This window comes from Mesorhizobium sp. M0276 (genome assembly GCF_040321755.1).
GTDB lineage: Bacteria > Pseudomonadota > Alphaproteobacteria > Rhizobiales > Rhizobiaceae > Mesorhizobium.
On record NZ_JAMYSC010000046.1, the window covers coordinates 24,359 to 46,476 of the forward strand.

The 22,118-nt window shown below is 58.9% G+C and carries 25 protein-coding genes and 8 pseudogenes; 20 read left to right on the forward strand and 13 right to left on the reverse strand.

The window, feature by feature from the left end:
* Positions 1 to 102: 102 nt before the first annotated feature.
* Together ligD and NKJ01_RS27865 are read right to left on the reverse strand one after the other, a co-directional pair.
* Positions 103 to 1,890, reverse strand: coding sequence for a DNA ligase D (gene ligD, locus NKJ01_RS27860; protein WP_352732944.1), 1,788 nt, complete (start codon positions 1,888 to 1,890; stop codon positions 103 to 105).
* Between the two features lie 565 nt (positions 1,891 to 2,455).
* On the reverse strand, positions 2,456 to 2,821 hold the full coding sequence (locus NKJ01_RS27865) for a hypothetical protein (protein WP_352732946.1): 366 nt from the start codon (positions 2,819 to 2,821) through the stop codon (positions 2,456 to 2,458).
* 250 nt (positions 2,822 to 3,071) lie between these two features.
* Between NKJ01_RS27865 and NKJ01_RS27870 the strand changes: the two genes are divergently transcribed.
* The 5 genes and pseudogenes from NKJ01_RS27870 (at position 3,072) to NKJ01_RS27890 (ending at position 6,265) form a co-directional block, all read left to right on the forward strand.
* The gene (locus NKJ01_RS27870; protein WP_352732949.1) at positions 3,072 to 3,656 is read left to right on the forward strand and encodes a hypothetical protein; all 585 of its coding nucleotides are present in this window, start codon (positions 3,072 to 3,074) and stop codon (positions 3,654 to 3,656) included.
* Entirely contained in the window at positions 3,656 to 3,814 is a 159-nt protein-coding gene (locus NKJ01_RS27875; protein WP_352732952.1) for a hypothetical protein, read from the forward strand. The genes NKJ01_RS27870 and NKJ01_RS27875 overlap by 1 nt, the downstream gene beginning before the upstream one ends.
* 346 nt (positions 3,815 to 4,160) lie before the next feature.
* A pseudogene (locus tag NKJ01_RS27880) lies at positions 4,161 to 4,328 on the forward strand (IS91 family transposase); the annotation flags it as partial.
* Positions 4,271 to 5,109: pseudogene (locus NKJ01_RS27885) on the forward strand (IS630 family transposase); the annotation flags it as partial. The pseudogenes NKJ01_RS27880 and NKJ01_RS27885, both read left to right, overlap by 58 nt.
* Before the next feature lie 856 nt (positions 5,110 to 5,965).
* Positions 5,966 to 6,265, forward strand: coding sequence for a DUF1236 domain-containing protein (locus NKJ01_RS27890; RefSeq protein ID WP_031261239.1), 300 nt, complete (start codon positions 5,966 to 5,968; stop codon positions 6,263 to 6,265).
* Here NKJ01_RS27890 and NKJ01_RS27895 read toward each other — a convergent pair whose 3' ends face one another.
* Positions 6,266 to 6,619 (reverse strand): ATP-dependent DNA ligase, encoded by a 354-nt coding sequence (locus NKJ01_RS27895; RefSeq protein WP_352607191.1) that lies wholly within the window; start codon positions 6,617 to 6,619, stop codon positions 6,266 to 6,268.
* Between the two features lie 27 nt (positions 6,620 to 6,646).
* Entirely contained in the window at positions 6,647 to 6,829 is a 183-nt protein-coding gene (locus NKJ01_RS27900; protein WP_023762564.1) for a hypothetical protein, read from the reverse strand.
* An 87-nt stretch (positions 6,830 to 6,916) separates the two neighbouring features.
* Here NKJ01_RS27900 and NKJ01_RS27905 point away from each other — a divergent pair, with 87 nt between their 5' ends.
* On the forward strand, positions 6,917 to 7,144 hold the full coding sequence (locus tag NKJ01_RS27905) for a hypothetical protein (RefSeq protein WP_023762563.1): 228 nt from the start codon (positions 6,917 to 6,919) through the stop codon (positions 7,142 to 7,144).
* A 159-nt stretch (positions 7,145 to 7,303) separates the two neighbouring features.
* Complete coding sequence (locus NKJ01_RS27910; RefSeq protein ID WP_023762562.1) at positions 7,304 to 7,531, forward strand: hypothetical protein; 228 nt, start codon at positions 7,304 to 7,306, stop codon at positions 7,529 to 7,531.
* Positions 7,532 to 7,581: 50 nt separating this feature from the next.
* Here NKJ01_RS27910 and NKJ01_RS27915 read toward each other — a convergent pair whose 3' ends face one another.
* The 4 genes from NKJ01_RS27915 to NKJ01_RS27930 form a co-directional block, all read right to left on the reverse strand.
* Positions 7,582 to 8,187, reverse strand: coding sequence for a hypothetical protein (locus NKJ01_RS27915; protein ID WP_352607178.1), 606 nt, complete (start codon positions 8,185 to 8,187; stop codon positions 7,582 to 7,584).
* A 98-nt stretch (positions 8,188 to 8,285) separates the two neighbouring features.
* Positions 8,286 to 8,525, reverse strand: coding sequence for a hypothetical protein (locus NKJ01_RS27920; protein WP_352607193.1), 240 nt, complete (start codon positions 8,523 to 8,525; stop codon positions 8,286 to 8,288).
* Positions 8,471 to 8,668 carry a hypothetical protein gene (locus tag NKJ01_RS27925; RefSeq protein WP_352607180.1) on the reverse strand — a complete coding sequence of 66 codons (198 nt, stop codon included), beginning with the start codon at positions 8,666 to 8,668 and terminating at the stop codon, positions 8,471 to 8,473. Before NKJ01_RS27925 ends, NKJ01_RS27920 begins: the two co-directional genes overlap by 55 nt.
* Positions 8,669 to 8,786: 118 nt before the next feature.
* Positions 8,787 to 8,912 carry a hypothetical protein gene (locus tag NKJ01_RS27930; RefSeq protein ID WP_023762557.1) on the reverse strand — a complete coding sequence of 42 codons (126 nt, stop codon included), beginning with the start codon at positions 8,910 to 8,912 and terminating at the stop codon, positions 8,787 to 8,789.
* A 263-nt stretch (positions 8,913 to 9,175) separates the two neighbouring features.
* On the opposite strand from NKJ01_RS27930, the gene NKJ01_RS27935 reads away from it, so the two are divergent.
* From NKJ01_RS27935 to NKJ01_RS27955, 6 genes and pseudogenes are all read left to right on the forward strand, one after another.
* Positions 9,176 to 9,490 carry a hypothetical protein gene (locus NKJ01_RS27935; RefSeq protein WP_031261238.1) on the forward strand — a complete coding sequence of 105 codons (315 nt, stop codon included), beginning with the start codon at positions 9,176 to 9,178 and terminating at the stop codon, positions 9,488 to 9,490.
* Positions 9,491 to 9,574: 84 nt separating this feature from the next.
* A complete protein-coding gene (locus NKJ01_RS27940) occupies positions 9,575 to 9,802 on the forward strand; it encodes a hypothetical protein (protein WP_352732957.1) in 228 nt (75 codons plus the stop codon).
* Positions 9,803 to 10,309: 507 nt separating this feature from the next.
* Positions 10,310 to 10,564 (forward strand): annotated as a pseudogene (locus NKJ01_RS36535) (transposase); the annotation flags it as partial.
* Between the two features lie 9 nt (positions 10,565 to 10,573).
* On the forward strand, positions 10,574 to 10,735 hold the full coding sequence (locus NKJ01_RS36540) for a transposase (RefSeq protein WP_502904166.1): 162 nt from the start codon (positions 10,574 to 10,576) through the stop codon (positions 10,733 to 10,735).
* Positions 10,736 to 11,564: 829 nt separating this feature from the next.
* Positions 11,565 to 11,765 carry a DUF2905 domain-containing protein gene (locus NKJ01_RS27950; RefSeq protein ID WP_023762553.1) on the forward strand — a complete coding sequence of 67 codons (201 nt, stop codon included), beginning with the start codon at positions 11,565 to 11,567 and terminating at the stop codon, positions 11,763 to 11,765.
* Between the two features lie 862 nt (positions 11,766 to 12,627).
* The gene (locus NKJ01_RS27955) at positions 12,628 to 13,833 is read left to right on the forward strand and encodes an NRAMP family divalent metal transporter (RefSeq protein ID WP_502904167.1); all 1,206 of its coding nucleotides are present in this window, start codon (positions 12,628 to 12,630) and stop codon (positions 13,831 to 13,833) included.
* A gap of 41 nt (positions 13,834 to 13,874) precedes the next feature.
* Here the strand turns inward: NKJ01_RS27955 and NKJ01_RS27960 are convergent.
* Both NKJ01_RS27960 and NKJ01_RS27965 read right to left on the reverse strand, forming a co-directional pair.
* Positions 13,875 to 14,213: pseudogene (locus tag NKJ01_RS27960) on the reverse strand (hypothetical protein); the annotation flags it as partial.
* Between the two features lie 28 nt (positions 14,214 to 14,241).
* Positions 14,242 to 14,628 (reverse strand): annotated as a pseudogene (locus NKJ01_RS27965) (helicase HerA-like domain-containing protein); the annotation flags it as partial.
* Between the two features lie 126 nt (positions 14,629 to 14,754).
* Here NKJ01_RS27965 and NKJ01_RS27970 point away from each other — a divergent pair.
* Positions 14,755 to 15,267: a YciE/YciF ferroxidase family protein gene (locus tag NKJ01_RS27970; protein ID WP_023762550.1), complete on the forward strand. Its 513-nt coding sequence runs from the start codon at positions 14,755 to 14,757 to the stop codon at positions 15,265 to 15,267.
* Between the two features lie 86 nt (positions 15,268 to 15,353).
* Here NKJ01_RS27970 and NKJ01_RS27975 read toward each other — a convergent pair whose 3' ends face one another.
* Positions 15,354 to 17,339, reverse strand: coding sequence for an HWE histidine kinase domain-containing protein (locus NKJ01_RS27975; RefSeq protein WP_352607184.1), 1,986 nt, complete (start codon positions 17,337 to 17,339; stop codon positions 15,354 to 15,356).
* A 325-nt stretch (positions 17,340 to 17,664) separates the two neighbouring features.
* On the opposite strand from NKJ01_RS27975, the pseudogene NKJ01_RS27980 reads away from it, so the two are divergent.
* The 4 genes and pseudogenes from NKJ01_RS27980 to NKJ01_RS27995 all read left to right on the forward strand — a co-directional run.
* Positions 17,665 to 17,856: pseudogene (locus NKJ01_RS27980) on the forward strand (transposase); the annotation flags it as partial.
* Entirely contained in the window at positions 17,843 to 18,331 is a 489-nt protein-coding gene (locus NKJ01_RS27985) for a plasmid partitioning protein RepB C-terminal domain-containing protein (protein WP_023762546.1), read from the forward strand. The pseudogene NKJ01_RS27980 and the gene NKJ01_RS27985, both read left to right, overlap by 14 nt.
* Before the next feature lie 176 nt (positions 18,332 to 18,507).
* Positions 18,508 to 18,824: pseudogene (locus NKJ01_RS27990) on the forward strand (NADH-quinone oxidoreductase subunit B family protein); the annotation flags it as partial.
* 419 nt (positions 18,825 to 19,243) lie between these two features.
* A pseudogene (locus NKJ01_RS27995) lies at positions 19,244 to 19,440 on the forward strand (helix-turn-helix domain-containing protein); the annotation flags it as partial.
* A gap of 35 nt (positions 19,441 to 19,475) precedes the next feature.
* Here the strand turns inward: NKJ01_RS27995 and NKJ01_RS28000 are convergent.
* Together NKJ01_RS28000 and NKJ01_RS28005 are read right to left on the reverse strand one after the other, a co-directional pair.
* On the reverse strand, positions 19,476 to 19,616 hold the full coding sequence (locus tag NKJ01_RS28000) for a YqaA family protein (RefSeq protein ID WP_023762542.1): 141 nt from the start codon (positions 19,614 to 19,616) through the stop codon (positions 19,476 to 19,478).
* Positions 19,617 to 20,006: 390 nt separating this feature from the next.
* Positions 20,007 to 20,813 carry a GGDEF domain-containing protein gene (locus NKJ01_RS28005; protein ID WP_352732962.1) on the reverse strand — a complete coding sequence of 269 codons (807 nt, stop codon included), beginning with the start codon at positions 20,811 to 20,813 and terminating at the stop codon, positions 20,007 to 20,009.
* A 386-nt stretch (positions 20,814 to 21,199) separates the two neighbouring features.
* Between NKJ01_RS28005 and NKJ01_RS28010 the strand changes: the two genes are divergently transcribed.
* Positions 21,200 to 21,466 (forward strand): hypothetical protein, encoded by a 267-nt coding sequence (locus NKJ01_RS28010; protein ID WP_352732965.1) that lies wholly within the window; start codon positions 21,200 to 21,202, stop codon positions 21,464 to 21,466.
* A 123-nt stretch (positions 21,467 to 21,589) separates the two neighbouring features.
* Positions 21,590 to 21,790 carry a hypothetical protein gene (locus tag NKJ01_RS28015; protein WP_031261225.1) on the forward strand — a complete coding sequence of 67 codons (201 nt, stop codon included), beginning with the start codon at positions 21,590 to 21,592 and terminating at the stop codon, positions 21,788 to 21,790.
* Positions 21,791 to 22,118: the final 328 nt, after the last annotated feature.

The following is a 22,118-nucleotide window of genomic DNA, read 5'->3' on the forward strand; positions in this document are numbered from 1 at the left end:
AGAGGGCGTGGCCGGGGCCTCGAAGGGGGACGCTCCCGAACTTGGGGCAAAGGCGGTCCGCGCCAAATCAGCAAATGTCGCTGACCATCTAGTATCGTTGTACTACCGGACTGCGTGGCGGATGCGGTCGGTAAGCGTTTGTTCGACGTCGAAATATCCTTCCCAGGCTTCGGGCAACTGAGCCCGCGCGGCGGCGGCGAAAACATCGAAACCGTTGGCGCTTTCGCAGGTGGGCAACTCATCCCAGCTGACGGGCACCGCGCACGACGCCCCCGCGCGTGCCCGAGTCGACCAGGGGCAGATTGCAGTGGAGCCCTGGCCGTTGCGCAGGTAATCGAGAAACATTCGGCCCTTGCGCTTCATCTTGCTCATGTTGGCGACGAAGCGCGACGGATCTGTGCGGGCCAGCAGTTCCGCGAAGTCTTGGCAGAAGCTCTTGACCTCGTCCCAGTCTGCCTTCGGCAGGAGCGGGACGACCACATGAACGCCCTTGCCGCCGGACAGCAACGGCCACGACTGCAGTCCAAGCGCTTCCAGAATGCCTCGAATGTCGAGGGCTGCCTGCTTGACGGCAGCAAAGCCCAAGGCCTCGTCGGGGTCGATGTCGAAGATCATGCGGTGCGGCAGATCCGGCTGCTGGCGACGGCTTCCCCAGATGTGGAATTCGAGCACGTTCATCTGGACACCTGCGATCAACCCAGCCAGGTCATCGACCCACAAGATGCGGCTTTCCTTACCGGACATCTTCTCCAGCTGGCCGTCATGGATAGCCTTGGGCATGCCTGGCAGTCTGTGCTTCTGAAAGAAGGTCTGCTGCAGGTCGCCGTCGGTATCGCGCACCAGCGACAGCGGCCGATCCTGGATGTGCGGCAGCATCTTCTCGGCGACCACGGCGTAGTAGGCGGCGAGCGTTGCCTTGGTCACCTTGGTGCCTGGATACATGACCTTGTCTGGATGCGTCAGCTTGACGCCGACAGCAGCGGCGATCTCCTTGCCGATTCCCGGATCGAGATTGGCGGAGCCAAGAGTTGCCGGCGTCTTCGGCATTTCCATCACCACCTGGTCGGCCCGCTTGTCTTCGCGCATGCCCTCAAAGCTTGGATGCCGCAAGCTGCCGTCCGGTGTCACTTCGGCATAGGTAACCTCTGCAACAAGCTCGGGCTTCACCCATTTGGCACGTCGGGCAATGTCTCTCGGAACGGAGGCGAAAGCCGGTTTCTCAACACGGCGTTTCTCGAGCTTCGCGAGGATGTCCTTGCGCATCGCCTCGGTGAACCCCGTGCCGACGCGGCCGCGATAAATGAGCTGGCCATTGTCGTAAGTGCCGAGGATCAACGATGCCATGCCACGCCCCGTGTCACTTGGGCGATAGCCGCCGACAACGAATTCCTGTCGCTTCGTGCACTTGATCTTGAGCCAACCCCAGGTGCGTTCGCCGACGTAGGGGCTGTCGGCGCGCTTGGCGATGACGCCTTCGTGACCGCCCTGGCACATGGCGTCAAACACCCTTCTGCCTTGGTCGACGATGTGGCTGGAGAATTGCAGGCTGTCGTCAGGGCGGCGCGCGCCCAGCAGGGACTCAAGTCGCGCCTTGCGTTCGAGGAGCGGCTGGTTCGACAGATCTTCGCCATCCAATTCAAGCAGATCGAAGGCGTAGAACTTGAGGAGCATACCCGCGGCAATGCCGGTTTTCAGCATGGAGAAGTTCGTACGGCCCTGGCTGTCGATGGCAACGATCTCACCATCGATCAGAACCGCGCCTTTGGTCAGATTCTGAAGCGGCGGCAAGATGACCTTGAACTGTCGGGTCCAGTCGTGGCCATTGCGGGTATAGACGACGACATTCGAGCCGGAGATGGCGACTTGGGCACGATAGCCGTCGAACTTCATCTCGAAGAGCCAATCCCCGCCCACCGGTATGTGGTCTGTCAGCGTGCATAGCTGGAAGGGACGAAACTTCGGGAGCCGATATGTAGGACAGATTCTGAGTCTCTGCGCCGTGCGCGGCTTTTACTGAGGGTGCCGTCTACAGCCGACATGCGGAACTCGGATACATAGTCCGATTCAATACCCTGCCTGGGATTCGGTTCCATGCCGATGCATCCCGCGCCGGTGACCGTCGGCGCTCAAAGGAATAAAGGCGTATAAGCCGCAGTCCTGCGCGCGGCCGCAACAGCGGACCATTGTCGCGCGCAGGACGGAGGAAATTCGCCCCCGCCGCGGGCGGTGAACGGGACAGCCGTAGGAGCGTCAGCATAGCGCCGGCCGCAGGACGGGACGCGGGACCGACTGTCCCCGTCCGCGGTGGTCCGCATATTTTAGTCGACGCCGACCGCGGAGATGGCGCGGGATTTCCGGCCCTCGACAGTCCGGCCGCTGACCGAGATCGGATTGTCCCAAACCAGAGCCGAGTTGGCCTGGACGAAATCGATGAGGTCGTGGATCCCTTCACCCCTCAATTGCGTGGCAGCTTGTGAATTTCCAACCTGACAGGCCCGCCTCTGTCACAACTCGTGCAAAAAAGTGCTCGCTCGACCGAACTGAACAGAGCGCCCTTTCCATAGCGCTTGATGAGCCCGGCAGGCTTTACCGTTGCATGGTGCGAACACGATCTGCACCAAGCCCGCAATACATGCCATTCGCGAAGATCGCCGAGCGCCACATCCAGGCCCGCGTGAACGCTGCCATCGACCATGGCCTGCGGTGGGATCTTGACCTCGCCTGGTGTCAGGATTTTCTCCATCACATGTCGGCTGTTGTAGTGGATCAGCAGCATGCCCGGGCGGCGCCGGATGGCGGCCTGCCAGGCTGCCTGGCTCACCGTTGAATCGGGGGAGCGAAATGGTTTCTGCCAAAGCCTGCTCCTCGCGCTCCCAGACCTCGATCCGAAAATTGTCTTCCGCGGTTGTTTCCATAGCGTCGCCGGCCAGCGCGATTGACGCCGGGCCCGTCCCTTTGCTGCTCCAGATCACGCTGAAATAAGGAACATATTCCTCCCTCGTCAAGGGGACGCTTGATTCTTTGTTCTCATTTTGTTCGCATCGGCAGGATTAGGTTATAGGAGGCGAACCATGGAACTTCGCTTGAACATTGACGACGCAACACCCCAAGAGCTCGCACGTGGAATCGCGGCAGCCGAAGCAGTATTTGAACGCGCCGGCATTATGGCTTTGCAAGGCGCGGAAGGACTGTTCGCGTTGGAAGGCTGGGATTTCAAAGGCTTTCCTGAAGACGACAAGCCTACCGAGGACGAAGATCGGACCGCCACAGTCTGGATGGAGGCCGACAAGGCCGCGGTGACCGCATGTTGTGCTGGATGGCCGGAAGTTCCACACCATCAGGTCATGGAACTGATCAACGTTCCTCGGACGAAGCTGCAAGCCGAAGCGGTTCCAGATAGCTGGCCAGAACGGAAGCAGCTCTATCCTGACGTCGTCAAGCGGCTGGAGATCACGAGCGGCCCGGACCGCCAGATCGATTTCGATATTGCGTTCGTTCTCGGTTGGGTTCCCGAGCGGCCGACCCTGGACCGGGTTGAGCCGCTTTCGGAGCTGGAGACCGTATCCCCCTCTTCACCAGCGACCTTGCCCAGGTCGAAGAGATGCTCGCAAAGCGCTCAAGGACTGGACAATCGAGATCGACCGGGACCCCTGTGATGCCCCCCGACCCGGCGGCCAGCGATGACGATGATGAATTGCGCATGGCGGCATGGCGTGATTTCGACGGCGCCTTGCATATGGAGAAGCCGCCGGCAAATCCCGCAATCGCGCTGACGCTGGCAATGATGCGCGGCCAATCAATGCATTTCGAATAGTGGTCAAACGCAGTCGGGGCTCACCGACGCCATCGGTGATCGACCGCGACTCGCCGCACCAGATTGCGCTGCCGGATGATCTCTGCACCGACCGGAACTTCACCATGATCGCGAAGTTCTGCCAGGAACGAGGGCTTAAGCACCAGACGCGCTATGTACAGGCGATATGGCCGAACCGCAAATATGAAACCTATCGGCTCCATTGCTTCAGCGATGCCGCATCGGCAGAGGCGTTCCTTGATCACTTCGAGGGGCTGATGTTCGATCCGAGGCGGGATCGGGAGAATGGAAAAGTGCGAGGCGTCTGGCGCCGCACGGGCGAATACACGCCGGTGCTCGATCTCGGTGGCTTGCCGAGCGCGAGGCCGACCTGCTGCCGGTCGGATACTTCCACGTCGTATTCACGCTCCCCGCCGAGGTCGCCGACATCGCATTCCAGAACAAGGCGGCGGTCTACGACGTGCTGTTCAAGGCGGCATCGGAGACGATGCTGACGATCGCCGCCGATCCGAAGCCCCGTCAGCCTACCGCGTCGTGGATGGCATCAAACAACATGCGTGCCGAAAATGGTTGGAGTTGCTGGCCGACGCCTTCGTCAAATTGACCGACCAGGAACAGCTGTCGCGCGAGACGGTGCGTCGGCGTTGGCCGAGAACGATCTCAAGCCCTGGCGCAAGGACATGTGGTGCATTCCCAAGGTCGACGCCGAGTATGTCGCGCGCATGGAGGATGTGCTCGACCTCTACGCCGAGGCGCCGGATCCACAGCGGCCGGTCCTGTGCTTCGACGAAAGCCCGACCCAGCTCATCGGCGAAGTGCGGCAGCCGATCCCGGCCGCGCCGGGAAGGCTGGAGCGGCATGACTTCGAATACAAACGCAATGGCACTGCCAACCTGTTCGTCTTCCTCGATGCCCACCGATCCTGGCGCAAGGTGAAAGTCACCGAGCGGCGCGCCGCTCACGACTTTGCCCACTGCATGCGCGACCTTGCCGATATCTATTATCCGCAAGCCGAGTGCATCCGCGTCGTCCTCGACAATCTGTCGACCCACACGCCCGCCGCACTCTACCAGCTGGAATTCCATTACACGCCAAAGCACGCCAGCTGGCTCAACATGGTCGAGATCGAGATCGGCGTCCGGCGCAGTCAGTGCCTCGACCGCCGCATCGAAAGTCGTGACAGCCCCATTGCCGAGGTCGCCGCGTGGGAAAACCAGCGAAATAACAGCGGCGCCCGCATCAATTGGATGTTCTCAACCGAACAGGCCCGCCCCAAAATGGCTAAAGCCTATCCGGCAAAGAGTCATAATCCTGCAGAGCCACTAGAACCGAAACACGATCCCGGCCCGCCTGCGGTAGCACCTGACGCGCCGGCGGCCATGTCGCCAGTAACTACGGCAGACCCTTCTCCAGCCCCGCCGGCGGTGGTGGCGGCGATAGTGGCCGTAATCTGGGTCGTAATAAGGGTCGTCGTAGCGCCGATGGTAGACCGGCTCCACTTCCGCCTGAGTACCTTCGTCATCGAAGGTCGGTGAGTCTGGCGCGTCGAGTTCATCGAGAATGCCGCTTTTGGCCCCTGGAACACCTGCCACTGCGTCGATAGGCCGAACCGCGCTTGCAAAGGCCGCTGCCCCTGCAATGCCAAACATTGCTGTCAAGAAGGATCGCCGATCCATAGAAAGCCTCCAGTGTTACACAACTCTAATGGTACCAACTCTTAAGGCGCGCGGCCGGAAAAGGCAGGCCTTGCACCCGTTACAAATTGAGGATTCGCCAACCGCAGTGCGGCCCGTGAACCCTGTCAGCACAGGAAGGGACGTAGCTGCGCCGATCTGCAAATATGTCAGCCAAGCGCGAATCCTATCACCAGAAAGGTGACGGCGGTCGCGAACAGCGGTGCGAGCAACCAGCGAGCCTGGCTAACACTTCTATCCATCTGTTTTCTCCGAACTTTCCGGAGAAACAATAACGTTGGAAGCAAGCTGTTCCACGCTACATCATGGGTAAGACCATTGCGTTTTGGGCTCAGACTTAAGTCCTACCCCCCGCCCGACCGAAGCCTCAACCCGGAACGTTTGACGTTGCCCCAAGTTCGGTTTGGAGGTCGGCTTGGACGATGTCGTGGTGCGCCGGCCGCAAGAGGAGAAAATCATGAGAATGCATCTTGCGGGCGCCGCTGCGGCGTTGTTGCTCTTCGCTGGTGTCGGCGCGGTCGCTGCTCAGGACGTGATCATTACGCCCGAACAGGATACAGTCATCCATGAGTATGTGAAAAAGCAGCCGTTGGCATCGTTGAAGGTTCCCGGCGTGGAACTCAATATCGGCACAGCGCTGCCCGACACAGTCGAGTTGCATGAAGTGCCCAACGTCAAATACCGCTATGTCGTGATCGACAATCGGACGGTTCTCGTGGATCCAGGCACTCGCAAGATCATCAAGGTTTACGACTGACTAACCTTTCGCTGAACCCCCGCCGCCCATGTGGCTCGACGGCCCGCTCCGGTATTTGCTGTCGCGCCGCTTCGACCATGCCCTCGAGGCCGGCCTCGAGGGCAGGTGATAGATTGCCTTTGCATCACCCGGCAGAGGTTCGCTGAACTGGATGCTCCCGCCCGGCTCGATCATGCTGACCAAGATCTCGCGCCGCTCCTCCAGCGCCATGTCGCGCAGATCGTGTCCATTGAGGTGCACCAGGTCGAACGCGACGAAAGAGAGGTCATGCTGCCGGCGGGTGATCCCCTTGCGCAACTCGCCGAAATCGGACAGGCCGGCTTCGTTAAACACGATGATCTCGCCGTCGACGATGGCGCTTTCCGCGCCGAGGCTCTTTGTTTACCGGTCGCGATACTTCGCCGCCCAGTCGTGGCCGTTGCGCGTGTAAATCCTGGTGCCGTCTTTATCGATGATAAGCTGTGACCGGTACCCGTCGAACTTGACCTCGTGAATCCAGCTATCGCCCTCCGGAGGCTTCTCCACCAAGGTCGGCATCAAAAGCGCGACGAACTTCAAACGCATGGACAGGAATCACAAAACCGCGATTTAAGCCACAAGATCGGCAATCGGTTCCGGAACATTTTAGCTTCAATGCATGTTTCATTGGTTATGAAGATCCAGACCGACGAATGCCGGGCAGCGTTGACGCTCATCCGGCGTACAATCGAGGAGCACTGCCCGCCCGGCGTGCTGCCGAGCGAAGAGGTGGTCAACGGGCTCTATGGGCCGGAGCTGATCCATGAGGCGGAAGCGATTGCTGCGGCCATAGTCGCAACTATCGATCAGATGCAATTGCGCGTGATGATGAAATCGCCTTCCCCCAGTATCAAACCGTAAGCCGCCACAGGGAAGCCTGCCGATGCGCGTTTCCGCTGACCGCCGAAGCGTCCCGCGCGTCCTGGCGCCCGCTTATGGCCAGCGTGAACGCAGGTTCCTTCTAGGGAACAGAGCCCAAAGCCGCACGTTCTGTTATTTGATCCAAAGGGGAGTACAAAAATGGTACGCCAAATCGCAACAACTATAGCGCTGCTCATTCAATTTCCAGCTTCCGCATTTGCAGACACTACCCAATATTGGGCCGCAAAGGATGCCGTTTCGAAGCAGTGCGAGGTGGTGACAAAGAAGCCAGACGGAACCCTGGTCATAGAGCTTACGAAGGCCACATATAAGACCGAGGCGGAAGCGAACGATGCCTTGAAGAAGCTTCCAGATTGCAAGAAGTGACTGCCTGTGTCGTTTGCTCGAAGCGCGTCAACAATCGCCCTGCCTTGCCCTCAGTGCCATACACTGATGCGCCATACGGCGGGAAAGACCTTCCTGCTTGTCCAGCCAAGGCCCGAAATGACCGCGCGGCAATGATGCCTTGGCCTCCAGCAGCTGGTGCCCGATCGCCAGCTTGCGATCTTCGGAGCGCCGAGCACCAGTTGATCGACCCTTTGCGGCCTCGCTCGCTCGGATGCGATTGTCGACGTGTGGGGCGCCCCCTGTCGCTGCCGCGCCATCATGTAAATCATGCCCGCGAGCGCATGGCCCTGGTGAACGATCCCGCGGAGCTCGTGGGCAAGCGCCATCATTGGCCCGAGCGGGATCAAATCGAACATCTCGAGCAGCGCCGTGGTGTGTTGCTCGACCAGGTCGGGACAGGCGCGCAGCAGGTCAGAGATCGCCGTCAGGGAGGTTTCGTCTATCAGGGCGTTGTTGCCCTGCCCTTCAGCAAGGATGCACATGACGAGGCGAGCATGTTCGACGCCGTGGCGATCGATGATCCGCCGGATCGTGGCGACGGCTCGGGTCTCTCCCGGAGGCGGGTAGGCCGATTTGCTGACGATCCTGACGTCAAATTCCTGGCAAAGCGCTTTCACGCGAGGATCGACGACCATGCCGGAGAGGATATCGCGAGGAAGAGGGTCTGTCCGTGCCAGCATGCCGCGCCGCGCTTGGAACACGATATTGCATAAGTGGAGACTTATGCGCAAGGCTAACCGGTGATCAAACCAACTTTGGATTTGGCGCACTCTTTCAGTAGACCAAGACCGAGATCCTTCACCACACTGAGGGGCAACCCGGCCAATTCGGCGGCAGAAAACGACTGCTTTATCTGGTTCCAGACGCCTTTGTTTTGCAAAGCCGCAAGGAAGTCGCGACCTTCCCAAGATAAGTCTTTCATGAAAACAAGCGCATAGGGCGCGTTGATCCGTCTGGACGGCGGCCCTTCGATGAAGCCCGCGCGGAAAGCATCTCGATATGACGGCCAACCACCACTTCGTCATGGCCTTCCAGTGGCAGCGGTTTTGGTGTCAAGTCGGTTCGATACTGCACTGCGAGCAAGATTTCCCGGATCAATTCCATGTCGCGTTTCACGCCAGCCCTCCCCAATGGGTCAAGCGCGACAATAATCTGAAAACCGGATGAAATCATAGCGGCTACCACGGCAGCGCCAGCACGATGCTAGAGGACAGGAGGGAGGCGAGCCTGGCGATCATGCTGAAAGCCCCGGCAGCGAGGAGCTGGCCACGGGCGCCGTCAGCGTGATCTTGCGGTAGTACAAGGCGTTCTTCGACGTGGCAGCGAAGCCGCCGAGGATCGCCCGCTGCATGGTGAGCATCACATTGGCCGTGGTGTCGATGAGCCGGCACCATCAATCGACCTGGCAATGAAACTGTCCGTATAGGTAACGGCGACTTATGCAGTCTAGGTTCGTATTCCAGATCGGTGTCGTCGACGCCTCGGCAGTCGAGTGTGGGGCCACCGTCATACAGCGCCCCCGACAGGCTGCTGGCCGTCCCAGCCACCTTCCGAGGCAGGAACCAAAGCGTACGAGCAATGCTTACCCAGCGAAGGGCATCTTAATTTTTCGGAGAATTGATAATGAGAGCCACCCTGATTATGAGCGCCTTGGCGCTTTGCTTGGCCGCGCCTGCGGTCGCTTCGGCGGATGATTCCATCGTCATCCAAAGCCACCGGCACCACCGTCATCATTATTGGAACAATGACAACGCAGTGATGATCAATCAGTACGGCCAGCGTCTGCATCGGCGTCATCATGGTCAGGTGACCTTCTACGACCAGGGGCGCCGGCATCACCGCTCGGGCGTGATGATCACCGGATCGGTCGATCGTCCCCTCCATCGCCACCGTCACGTAATCATCCAGCAGGACGACAACAGCGATAGCGACTATTGATCGGAGGCCGATGGCCCGGCTTTTTGATCTCAATGAAAGCCGGGCCACGCATCGCGCAGTAGCTACGGAACGAACCGGTTCGCCATGAGTTACCAAATCATGATGGATACCATGGAACCCCAAGGCCACGGCATGGCGGCTGATACTTTGACCTCGGAAGTCGCGAGTGCGAAGCAGCGCATCAACCGGACTGAGATCGCGATTAAACGAACAGAAGAAATGCTGGCCGCGAATATAGCGCTCCGCAGCAGGATGCGGTTTCCGGTCGAGGCCACAGACCGCTTGATGGATCCCCCCAGCAGCAATGAATGACTTCGCGTAGGTTGAAGCTGGCCGGCGTCTCATTCCTCCGGTCCGCCTGGAAATCGCCGCGGTGCCCACCGGCGACGCTGCATGGATTGTGGACCTCGCCCCCCGGTCATCTGCCGCCATGTCAAACTTTAACGCTGGCGGGCTCGCGACTGTGCTATGGATAATCCGCGGGCGGGCGTTTCTCGGGAGGAGACGCCTATGGAAGTTAGAGATCTTGTGGCCAAGATGTCTGCGGCTTTGCTGAAGCGGCGGGCTGCCACGCCAACCATTCCAATCAAGCCAATCGCCAACTCTTTGGCAAGTCGCTCCGTCGCACCCAACTGGCCGATGCGCCAGACGACACCGCACAAGCCGAGACCGCCGGTGCCGCCCTGCAGCAATATGTAGGACGACCCTCCAGGCGGCGGCGCTAGCCCGGATATCTCACACAGTTGAAGTGCATCGGGGCTCCGAATCAAGGAAAATGCTTCTGCGACAAAGACTTACCTTGAGCAGAGGTATTCCCCGATGCAAACAGAGTGTATACCGGAACGGTTTGATGTTGCACCTGTTGAAAGGCGTGCCGTCGTGGCCGGTTTTGACGGTGGAACGATCACCTCCGACGCCGGCGCGCTTCTGCTGGGGCTGACGGACCGGGCGATCGGGCTGGTCGGCCGCTTTGCCCGCTGGTTCGTGGATGCCCGCCGTCCGGCATTGATCGAGCATGAGGTGAAGACGCTTGTCGGCCAGCGCATCTTCGCGCTCGCGCTTGGCTATGAAGATTTTTGCGCGTTGCGCCGCATCGGCCTGGTGGACACACGGCTTGCCAGGGCAAGCTGCGCCACCATCCGTCTCAAGCTGTTCAAGATCGGCGCCCTGGTCAGCGTCTCGGTACGCCGCATCAAGCTGGCCATGAACTCCGCCTGTCCCTTCCAGCGCGAACCCAATTCTTAGCCGTGACTGACGTTTGGTAAACAAGTCGTTAATACACCTTTGCAGCGAAAGAGTCGCGCGTCAATCCGAGGCCGGGGGCGGTGCGCCTAAGTCGCGAAGCCCATCCAAAGAGGCGGCGCCGGTTTCTAAGGTGAAGGCGTACAGTTGGATCGATCGAAGTCCATGAGGATCCAAGATGAAGCCGCTAAAAAGACAGCCGGACCGCCCGCCTGAACTCGACGTTCCCGTTCCGTCCAAATAGGACGGCTCGGGTCTTGCGGTTGGCAGTTGCGGTGCGTGCCTGAAGTGGCCCACGGCACTCCGGTCGGCTCCGCTCGCAATAGCTGACGGTCGTCGAACCGAACCGGTCGACGATGCATGTTGAGGCATCCAATGGAAGAAAGAAATTTCTCACGGACGAAGAAGTCTCAGGGCGCTATCGCGGGGATTTCCGTCGGAACACTCCGCAATTGGCGCGCGACGATAATCGGGCCTTGAGGAGCTCGAGGCATGGGATCGAAAGAATATCGTGATCTGCCGTGCGCCAGACCGACACGCCGTGCGCGCATCCAATGAGGTGTGATCTGCCCGTTGAAGGCCGTCTAACCGCCCCCAAGTGAAAAGGGAAGCAGTCTGTCTCGCTATCTTAGTCGATTGTCCGGACCGCCGGTAACCGTTAGTTTCCAGCCACTCGTATAACACGATCTGAAAAGGTCTGACTGTGGAACTTCTCTGCCTCGCGCGACCATGCGGGCGAGCGGGTACCAGCGGAGCGCACTACCTCTCATCGCAGAAATCCTTAACCTACCGGTGAGATCCGGTGCCACTATATCTCTGGCAGGACGATGCTATGTCACGAGCCCTGATTGTTGTTGGCCTCATCATAGTGGCCGTAGGCTTACTGTGGCCGTGGTTGTCGCGGATCGGCCTTGGCAGGCTGCCTGGTGACATCGTCATCGAGCGTGAAAACTTCGCGTTTTATGCTCCGATCGCCACCGGGATAGTTATCAGCGTCGTGCTCTCGATTATTCTGTGGCTGATCAACCGGTAGCGGGATACTTGGGTCTACAGCCGCCCTCCACCTGGACCCTTCCTCGCAATGCTCGCATTCTGTCCCCGAGGAGCTGGGGGCGGTGGACAAATCTTGCTACGACAATCGGCCCGACCAGTGGCGAAAGCGCACTGGCGCAAAGTCGCGGCGTGCGCGCCAACTGGCCCGCGTGCCCAGCGGCTCGTGTTGGTGACCGTTGCCGCCACGTTACCCAATACGTCATGCAGCGCGCCGGTATGGCCCTTCCGAGCTGGACCGGCGCGAGGGCTGCGATTGGCGGCGTCGCTGCGGTCACCAACGGCGACACGCCGCAATGCCCATGCGTAGTGTCGCTTGCGCAGATTCCAGCCACGCTGTCCCCAGCGGCGATCGGAACCGTTGCGTTGGTAGGAAGGTTATTTACCTTGCCCCAGCGAAATCTCGGCAAGGCCTCTGTTGGAAGCAATGCGAACTTTACCGGATCCCGCAAGTCGATATGTTTTGACGCGCTTCCTGCTTAAGCTCGCCTTTCGTATGTCTCGCGTCGGCGCATTGGCTGTGGGAATTTGGCCGAACGCTGGTCAACTTGCTGTTTCTCGCCGCCTTATTGGACGTTGGTATTGCGGTAGTTCGGAAGACGCCATTTCACGCACCGACACTCACCTATTGGGATGAAGCGATCGCTACTCTTTTCCCGTCTCTTCTCGTCTTATGGAAGCTGGCATGATCACGAAAGAATTCCCGTCGACTTCACTTTTCTGATCGGGATGGAGAGTTGGCCGGTGACTACTGAAGCAAAGCCGTCTTCCAGCTCAAAATTGCGTCGACCCGTCTGCATCGGTTACGCCGGGCCACCCTGATAGAGCGGCTGGGGCCAGGGCTCATCACCGGAGCCGCCGACGACGATCCCAGCGGCATCGCCACCTATTCGCAAGCTGGCGCACAGTTCGGCATGAACATGCTTTGGAGCATGGTCTTCACCTATCCGCTGATGTGCGCCATTCAGATGATCAGCGCCCGGATCGGCCGCGTCACCGGACATGGGCTTGCCGCCAATATGGGCCGCGTCTTTCCGGCTTGGATCGTCATGATCCTGGTGACGCTTCTATTCATCGCCAACACGATCAATATCGGGGCCGATCTGGCGGCGATGGGTGCGGCTGCAAAACTGGTGCTTGGCTGGGGCCAGCACACTTTCACCGTTGGATTTGCCGTCGTCTCGCTGGTCGCACAGCTGTTCATTCCGTATCACCGGTATGTCCGCTACCTGAAATGGCTGACGCTAGTGTTGTTCGCCTATGTCGGTGTTATTTTTACCATTCATATTGATTGGGGCGATGTTGCCCTACGTACGTTTGTGCCCCAGCTCAGCTTGACCGGGGATATGATCACGATGGTGGTGGCGATCATCGGCACCACCATCAGCCCTTATCTCTTCTTCTGGCAGGCATCGGAGGAGGTGGAGGATGAAGAGGCGGACGCTGCTAAGCCACTCCTAAGAAAGCCCTCTCAAGCAACCTACGAGCTGGGTCGAATCCAGTGGGACACCTATGCCGGCATGGGTTTCTCCAACCTGATCGCCTTCTTCATCATCCTGACGACCGCCGTCACACTGCACGCCAGTGGCATGACCGACATCCAGACTGCCGCCGATGCCGCCGACGCGTTGCGGCCGGTAGCTGGCGAATTCGCATTCATGCTCTTCAGTCTTGGCATCATCGGCACCGGTCTTCTTGCCATCCCGGTTTTGGCGGGCTCGGCCGCTTACGCCGTCGGCGAATCCCGAGGCTGGAAGACCGGTCTCGAGAACAAGCCGTGGCAAGCAGTGGGTTTCTACACGGTGATCGGGTTGGCGACGGTACTCGGCATCGCTGTCGACTATTCGCCGATCGATCCGATCAAGGCCCTGTTCTGGACCGCTGTCATCAATGGCGTGATTTCCGTGCCCATCATGGCGGCGATGATGATCGTAGCTTCGCGCAGGCACGAGATGGGTCGGTTCGTGGCCACGATTGGCCAGCGTATTCTCGGATGGACCGTCACCGCGATCATGGCCGGCGCAACCGCCGCTATGTTCATTTTCAGATAGGAAGGAGTGGGGATGACCTTATTGTCGCGCGTGGTCCATCGAACGCCTCGGTTTAGGCGAAGCTTCGACAATTTTGCGAAGAAGCCCTCGACCGTGTTGAGCCACTAGCACGAGATCGGTGTGAAGTGGAAGATGAAGCGTCCTCGCCGGCCGGCACTTCGGCGTCGATCGCATTGAGCAGGCGCATCAACATTGAGCCGACGACGTCACGCAGTTGGTCCACAAACCGCGGATCGCTTGAGACGCTTGAACTGGCGCCAGCGGTTGGGCTGCAGCCCGTTCGCCTTCCACATGCAACGCACCGAACTCGGCTTGATGCCGGCCGTGGCCGCCATCATGTCGGCGGTCCAGTGCGTCGGGCAGCCGCTTCGGCGCGCCCTTGGACAGCAGGTGCGCCTCGTCGAGAAGAACTAGCTTGGGCTTCGCGAGATCGCCGGCGTCCGGCAACTTGCGGAAGGGTGCGGTCAGCAGCCAAAGCAGCAAGAGCTTTAGCGCTTCGAGTAGCTTGTCCGCATGCAAGAGCTTGTGGTTCCCTGCCCTGCGCGTCGAGCGCCGTGAAATCGGCGATATCGAACGGCGGCTCGCCGAATAGGCGATCGCCGGCCCTGCATTGCGGTTCGCACGGCATGTCGGTTTGGCGCACGGCAGATCACGATGTTCGTTCGAATGGCAGAGGCGGCTGTCAGGTAGGAGGCGAGCGCTCCGTACGCCGGCCTTAAGAGTTAACTTATGAAATCCATGCCCTATTGGTGCTATCTGAGCGGACGAGTTTGACACGCCGGGAATCTCGACCATTCAGACATCGAGCGCCCTTGGCCTAGATTAGAATGAATGCAGGCCACTCACAAAGAACGGGAACAACTTGCCGCACATTGAGTTGCATTCCTGCCTCGTTCCGAGGCGAGAACGGGAGAAAACACCATGGCAACTACGAATAAGGCCTCGACCAAAGGTTTGACCGAACTTTTCCACGGTACGCTGAAGGACATTTATTTTGCCGAAAAGAAGATTCTTGCGACTTTGCCGAAAATGGCCAAAGCGGTGCAAAGCCCAGATTTGAAGGCGGCGTTCGAAAAGCACCGCGGCGAAACGAAGGAACACGTTGCCCGCCTCGAAGAGGTGTTCGAAGTGATCGGCAAGAAGCCGCAGGGCAAGACCTGCGCGGCCATCGTCGGGATGACCGAGGAGGGCGCAGAAATCATGGAAGAGTACAAGGGCGCAGCTGCCTTGGATGCCGGGCTGCTGGCCGCAGCGCAGGCTGTCGAGCACTACGAAATCTCCCGCTACGGGACTTTGTTAACCTGGGCTTCCGAACTCGGGCTCGATGAAGCGGTATCGCTCCTCAAACTCACGCTGGGAGAAGAGAAGGCGACCGACGAGGCGCTGACCCAACTCGCTGAATCGACGGTCAACATGGCTGCCGAAGCCGCATAACGCGATTGTGAAGCGCCTCAGCCGCAACCATGAACCCCGAGCGCCTCCTTGGGGTGCGCCGTTCGGCCAGCCGCGACACCGCCATTTCAGTGAGGCAAGGTCAGCCGGAACTCGCAGATCAGCCCCGACTTCTCAAAATTGAGTACGACGCGATCTGACTTATTGAAATCAAACACGCGCTCCAGAAGCTGCGTGCCGAAGCCTTTGCGCCCACCAGGACCAACAGGCGGACCTCCAACTTCGCGCCATTCGAGCTCGAGCCGGCGATGCTGGCCCTTGCCGACAAGCTTCCAATGGATCGAAACGCTTCCCGTCGCATTCGACAGCGACCCGTATTTGATCGCGTTGGTCGTCAGCTCATGGAACGCCAAAGCTGCTGAAAGGGCAATGTTGGATGGGAGCCACACCGTCTCGCCGCCGATCTGAAAGCGTTCGACCGGCGCGTGCGGCGTGACCGATGCCAAAACAAGATCATTGAGATCTGCGCCGCTCCAGTTCCGCTGCGTTAGCAAGTCATGTGCCTTTGCCAGCGAGACGAGCCGGCTGGACAGCATCTTTCCTGCCTCCGATAGACTGGTGGCGTTGCGGATTGTCTGGCCCGCGATTGATTGGACGACAGCAAGCGTGTTCTTGACGCGGTGGTTGAGCTCATTGGCCAGCAATTTGCGTTGCTCTTCGCCGCGTTTGCGGTCGGTGATGTCGAGGCTGATTTGCACAGCTCCAACGATCGCGCCATCTGGATTGCGAATAGGCCGCGCGCTGGATAGCAGAAAACGCTCGACGCCAGACGGAAGCGTGTAGGCGAACTCTTCGTGGTCGACCAGTTCTCCACGCATTGCCCGGCTTAGCGGCCGGTCCTCTCGGCTGATGATATGGCCATCCTTGACCGCGATCGTGTCGATCACGTGCTGCGGTCTGCCAAAGGATTTTGCGCCGTCAGTCGGCAAACCCATGAGTTCCGCCGCGAAGCGGTTACGGATCACCTGGAGCGCTTTCGGGTCATAGGTGAACCAGACCCCCGCCGGTACCGTATCCAACACAGTTTCCAGCTCCGTTCGGCGTTCGGTGATGGCCCGCTCCGCCTCAACCAGCGCCTCGGCGATGGCGGCAAACTCCTTAACCGAGGTGTAAAGCGGCTCGACCTTGCGCTGCTGCCCGAGCGCCTCAGCGCGTGCGGCTAGATCGGCGGTGGCACCCGTGAATTGTCTGCCGACTGTGTATCCGAGCGCAATCGATACAAGGAGGGACAAGAGGCCTATGCCGCTAATCGCGGCGAGCGAGCGCCAGAGCGGGGCCTGCGCTACCGAAAGCGGCAGGTTGGCGGTATAAAACCAATCCGAGTAAGAGGACCTGTAAAAGCCGGCTAGCAGCTTGGTTCCTTCGAGATTGCGGGATGTAAAGCTGCCGGAGCGGCCAACGACTTTCTCCACATATTCCGGCAGTCCGGGTTTACCGCTCATCTCTTCGTGCAACTTGGAGCGTGCCACAAAATGTCCGTCACGATCTCCAACCGCGACCGTCCAGCCCTCGGGCACGGCTGGCATCATCACATTGCGGATGCGGGTCGTTGGGACAGAGATCGAAAGAATCAGGTCCTCGCCTTTGGGCGCTGGCACTCGGATGGCAATTTGAACGCGGTAGCTACTCGAACCCAGGGCGGCGAAGACATCACTGACGAAAAATCCGGAGGTCCTGATTCTTTCGCGATCGTGATCAGCTATGGGGTCGACCGGCGGCAGATTGCTGCCGTAGCCAATCCCGGTGTTCATCAGCTGAGTGTGACCGAGATCTCTCAGGACGACGACTCGGTCCGTTGCCCGGACCAGATTGAGCGCCTCTCGGTGAAAGGTTTGCAGATCACCGTTGGCAAGGGCGGCCGATTTCGACAAGCCATTGAGGATTGTCTGAAGATTGACGAGTTCACCTTCGACAACGAGCGAAACCTGCCTGGCCGTTTGCACGGCATCCTGTTCGAAACGGTATCTCTCATGCAGAGCGTATTGCACCAGCAAATAGGCCGCGAACAGCCAGACCGGGACGATCGCGGCTGCGATCGATCCGAGCAGGTGCAATCGAACGGACCGTCGTTGCAAGCCTCTACCTCATGCCCCTCAGGATCCGCCAACCATAATCGGCGAGCTCCGAACGGCAAGCTTTAGTTCAAGCGAATATGGCGCGGCAATTTGGGGCGGAGCGACGCCGACGAATCGCGCCGGCATCCGTGTTTTATCCGGTCTGGGCCATATCGGCTCAGCAATACGTTTGTCTGATGCATTCCTCAATGAGCGGCCGCCGCGACCCCCTTGTCCTCCGGGTTCCGGCTGTGTGGCACAGCGAATGGAGAAGCTTGTCTCCGATTCCATCAGCTGGATAAGATTTAATTGTCGTAGAGATCGCGGAACCTTGGGCGCCACGGCCCTTCTTGCGGTCGTCGGCAACGGACGTCAGTTTCAGAAGGCCCGCGATCTGGCTGCATGGCTGGGCCTTGTCCCGCGGGAACACTCGACCGAAGGCAAGCAGAAACTCCTCGGCATCAGCAAGCGTGGGAACCGTCACGTCCGCAAGATCTTTGTTCATGGCGCGCGATCCTGCTTCCGACATAGGTGAAAACCGGGAACCTGTTAGCGGAGTTTGCCCGGACGTCTTCGACGTGCTTCGGGACAGCCCAGTGAAAACAAAGATTTTCGGGTTGCTCCAGAAGGTGCTTTCAGCCAGGCGATTGGAGATTGCCCGCCTGATGGTGGCAATGGACCGGGTCAGGCTCACTTACGCAAGGATGCTCATCGCTCTTACACCACAAGCCCTGCTGTCCAAGGATTTCCATCCCACCACGATCGCCAACCTGACTGAAGGCATGCGAGGCGCGATGGCGCTCGAGCTGGGCAGGCTGAGCCCTTGCGGCTCTAAGCGCCGTGGAACAGCGTGGCCAAGTGGGGAGCTTGTCGCAGCCAGCCGCTATTTTGAACGGCTGATGGATAATTCCAAGGTGGTGCGGTATCTGGCGCGCAATTTTCCTGGCCATTTTGAAGAGTTTCACAATCTGTCGGTGCTCTTCCTCAAATAGGTGGGGGAGCGGGCCGGCTCCACAGCCGCTCGGCGCACTACCGGATTTCCTTTTGACGCGCCAACACTACATGGCTTACTAATCTTTCCAGATCACGCGCTTTGATTTCGACCAGCCGCCGGAACCGGATGGTTTCCAATTCCTGCCCGACAGGATGGAACACCCGCGGCGGTCATGGAATCCGGTTCGTCGCATCGCCGCGCCATGCCGATGTACTGCTCGTCACCGGGCCCGTGACCAAGAATATGCGAGAGGCACTGAAGCGAACCTACGACGCAACTCCCAATCCCCAATGGGTGGTCGCCTCGCACTCGGACATTGTGCCAGCAACGGCGGCTGTTTCGCTGGCAGCTATGCCGTGATGCGCGGCGTGTCGGAGGCTCTGCCTGTCGACCTGCACATTCCGGGGTGCCCGCCAGCGCCAATCGAAATTCTGACAGGCCTGCTCGCCTTGCTTGAGGGCGTGAATTCAAAGCGTGGTCCATTAGGCTGAATATCGATGTGGAGGCTTATCCAGGCCGGCCTTGTCGCTGCATGTGTCATGTGTCCAAAGCATACCCTTGCGGAAGCGCCGGGCCGCTTGGTGGCATTGATCGAGGTGAAGGCGACATCCAAGATCGACAGCAGCGACTTTCGGCATATCAATTGGTTTGACGCGGCTCGGACTATTTTTGCTGGGTGGCTACAGCAACCATCCGATTTCTATCCGAAGCTATCCGAGGCTACGATCATCGTATTCAGCCTCTTCCCTTCATCGAAAAACGCGCCTCACTGTGTCCGTACAAGAGCGTGTTCGACAGTTGCGGTGCGTGCCTGAAGTAACGCCACGGCACTCCGGTCGGCTCCGCTCGCAACAACTGACGGTCGTCGAACCGAACCGGTCGACGATGCATGTTGAGGCATCTAATGTAAGAAAGAAAATTTCTCACGGACGAAGAAGTCTCAGGGCGCTATCGCGGGGTGTTTCCGTCGGAACACTCCGCAATTGGCGCGCGATGAAAATCGGGCCGACCTACATCAAGATCGGCAAGGCAGTGCTATATCCCCTTGAGGAGCTCGATGCATGGGATCGAAAGAATATCGTGATCTGCCGTGCCTCGCGCGTATAGAAAGCGCTGCTTGCGGTACCGATGAGGACGGCTACTCACGTGATCGCCCACAGTCCTCCCGCAACGACCGCCGCATAGCGTGCGGCCTTGCCCATTGCGACAAGAGCAACGAACACCCAGAGATCCACGCGTGCCGCGCCTGCCGCAATGGTGAAGGCATCTCCAACAACCGGCATCCAGGCAAACAGCAGCGTCCATTCGCCAAAGCGTCGGAACGTCCCGCTTGCCTACTCATAGCGCTCAGGAGTTATAGGTAACCAGCGCCTGGTCCCACCGGCCACATTCGACGTATATTGAATCGATGACTAAGCGCTACGACATGCAGCGAGCACATAGTGCACATAGTGGTCTCTAGTCGATCACTGACGTCTTCACCCGACAGCCGGCTACTCTTGACGGTGTGCTAGTCGTGAGGCTGAAGCCAACAGAGGCCGATGACTTGAGAGACCGGAAGGCGAAGGGAATCGCCTGAGCCGCCTGGTGACATGCACCAGCTATGCACCAGCCATGCCAACTCGACTGCCATCATTTTTTGGCGTCTGCTAGCGCGGCTCATCGGCAGGGGTTCATTCGAATCTGCGGCGTGTCTTTCGCTCTTCTGCGTCTTGCAACCTGGTTGGCTCATATTCGAACGACACGCGGTTCCGCCCACGTTGTTTCGCTTCAAAAAGGCACCGTCCGGCAATGCGGAGGACGTTCTGAGTATCTGCATTGCGAGAGATTTCTGCACCCCCGATGCTGACGGTCACCTTTACGACGTCCTGTTGCCCCCGGACCCAGGGAATCCCCTCGATATTCCGACGGATGTTCTCCGCAATCGTGATTCCCTGCTCTTTGCGCGCCTCTCGCAGCAAGATCCCGAACTCTTCCCCGCCAAGACGGCCAATTGAGTCACCTGGGCGTGTCGCATAGACGAGGGCCTTTGCAATCTGCACCAAAGTCTCGTCACCCTTGAAGTGTCCATGTTTGTCGTTGATTGAGGAGAAATGATCCGGATCGATCAAGAGAACCGTGTCGCATTCTCCTTCATCGCGCCTCCTGTCCATCCTTGCCATGAATTCACCGCGGCTAAGGAGCCCCGTCATCGGGTCGTGGCTGGTTACGAAGGTGAGCCTCTCGTGCGCCTCTCTGAGGGCTGTGTGTGACTTCTCCAGCTTGTCGCAGGTATCCTGGATCGTTTCCGACTGGGCGAAAATGTAGGCACTGACCGGCATTCCGATCAGGATGGGAATGAAGGTACATTCCACCCAACTCAGCCAGTCGATCGGCATCTGCAACGCAAGCCTGGCCGTGAACGACAGACCGAAGGTCGCCACGACTGCAATTATCGTCACGATTACTGATTTGCCCAGAATACGATTGGTGCGCGGCATCATATCGTTTTTTAAACACCGGCACTGAAAATGACGTTACCAATTCGACTAAGATTATTCGGGCCCAAGCGCTGGTGCAAAAAGCGGCCCTCGACCTTGCCAGAGGGACGTCCATAAGTTGTGTGCGTCAAGTTCTGCAAAAATGGCGTGGCGGTAGCTGTGACGTCGGCGTGTTAGGCCGTTTGGCTGCTGTGGAAGCTTGGCGATTTTCACATATCGCGCGGTTTAGCGCACATGGCCGCGATACCTCCTGCAGTCCACATCCTCAAGGACGCAGGGCTATTCGAATTTGATATCTTGGGGTTATCCGCGCAAGCGTATTTGCACCTACATTAGCCACCACTTGACGAACCCAATGCCCGCACCAGACTTATGGAATGGCTGGAATGACTCGGGAAATTATCGACGCCGATGATGAAATGACGATCACCGTCGCCGTTCTGAAGATGCACGATGACTGGGATCGCAATTCGGCTATTGCGTCCATGTCATTTCTGATCAGCCCGGTGCTGGGCGGAGTCAGCCGAAAGTTCCACGGCCTTTCCCTTTCGGCGCCAAAGCAGACGAAGTCCGCAAACAAGGTGGAGCCCACAGGCGAGATGGCCGGGTACGCGATGAGGCCGCAATGTCACGGTAAATGCCGGCGCAGCTAGCAACATCACCATTAGCGCAGAGCCAAGGCCGAGCCAGAGCATAGCCACTTAAAAGTACGATTGTAGGAAAGCCGCCACCCTTCGAATGCTTATATCGCTGTCTGCCAGCCAAGGAGAGGAATGATGAAGAATCCCTATTGGGCCGATGAAACCCAAGACTTCATTCTTCGCGACGTTCTTGATTTGGCCGGTTACAGCGATCATGGCGTCGTAATCACAATGATTGATGCGGAAGGAACGCGACTTCGTCTCCACCTGGAGATCAGCACGGGCGAGCTGCTGTGCGAGCGAATCGCAAGCGCGCTTGAGGGCCGTTACGGGTAGTTCAAAGCCCAAGCGCGGTTCAGGGCTTGATCTGTTTCATTCGCACGCCTGATTGGCTGGAACCAGCGGTGTGTGCCAAAGGCGGTTTCAGTCCTGTTCTTAGGGGGTGCAACCGTTCGTCACCGCTATCCACCCATAGTAAGGCGTGCAGGAATCAAGGTCCCTATTGAACCTCCCGATGCGCGAGAATGGCTCTTGCCGCCGGGTGGGGATCCAAGGCAATGAAAAGACGGCCTAAGAGTCCGTTTTGAAATTCACGGATGGGCGTTTCGTCGGATGAGATTGCCGCCCATTGCGACAAGGATCATGGCTTGCGAGACGTCGATGC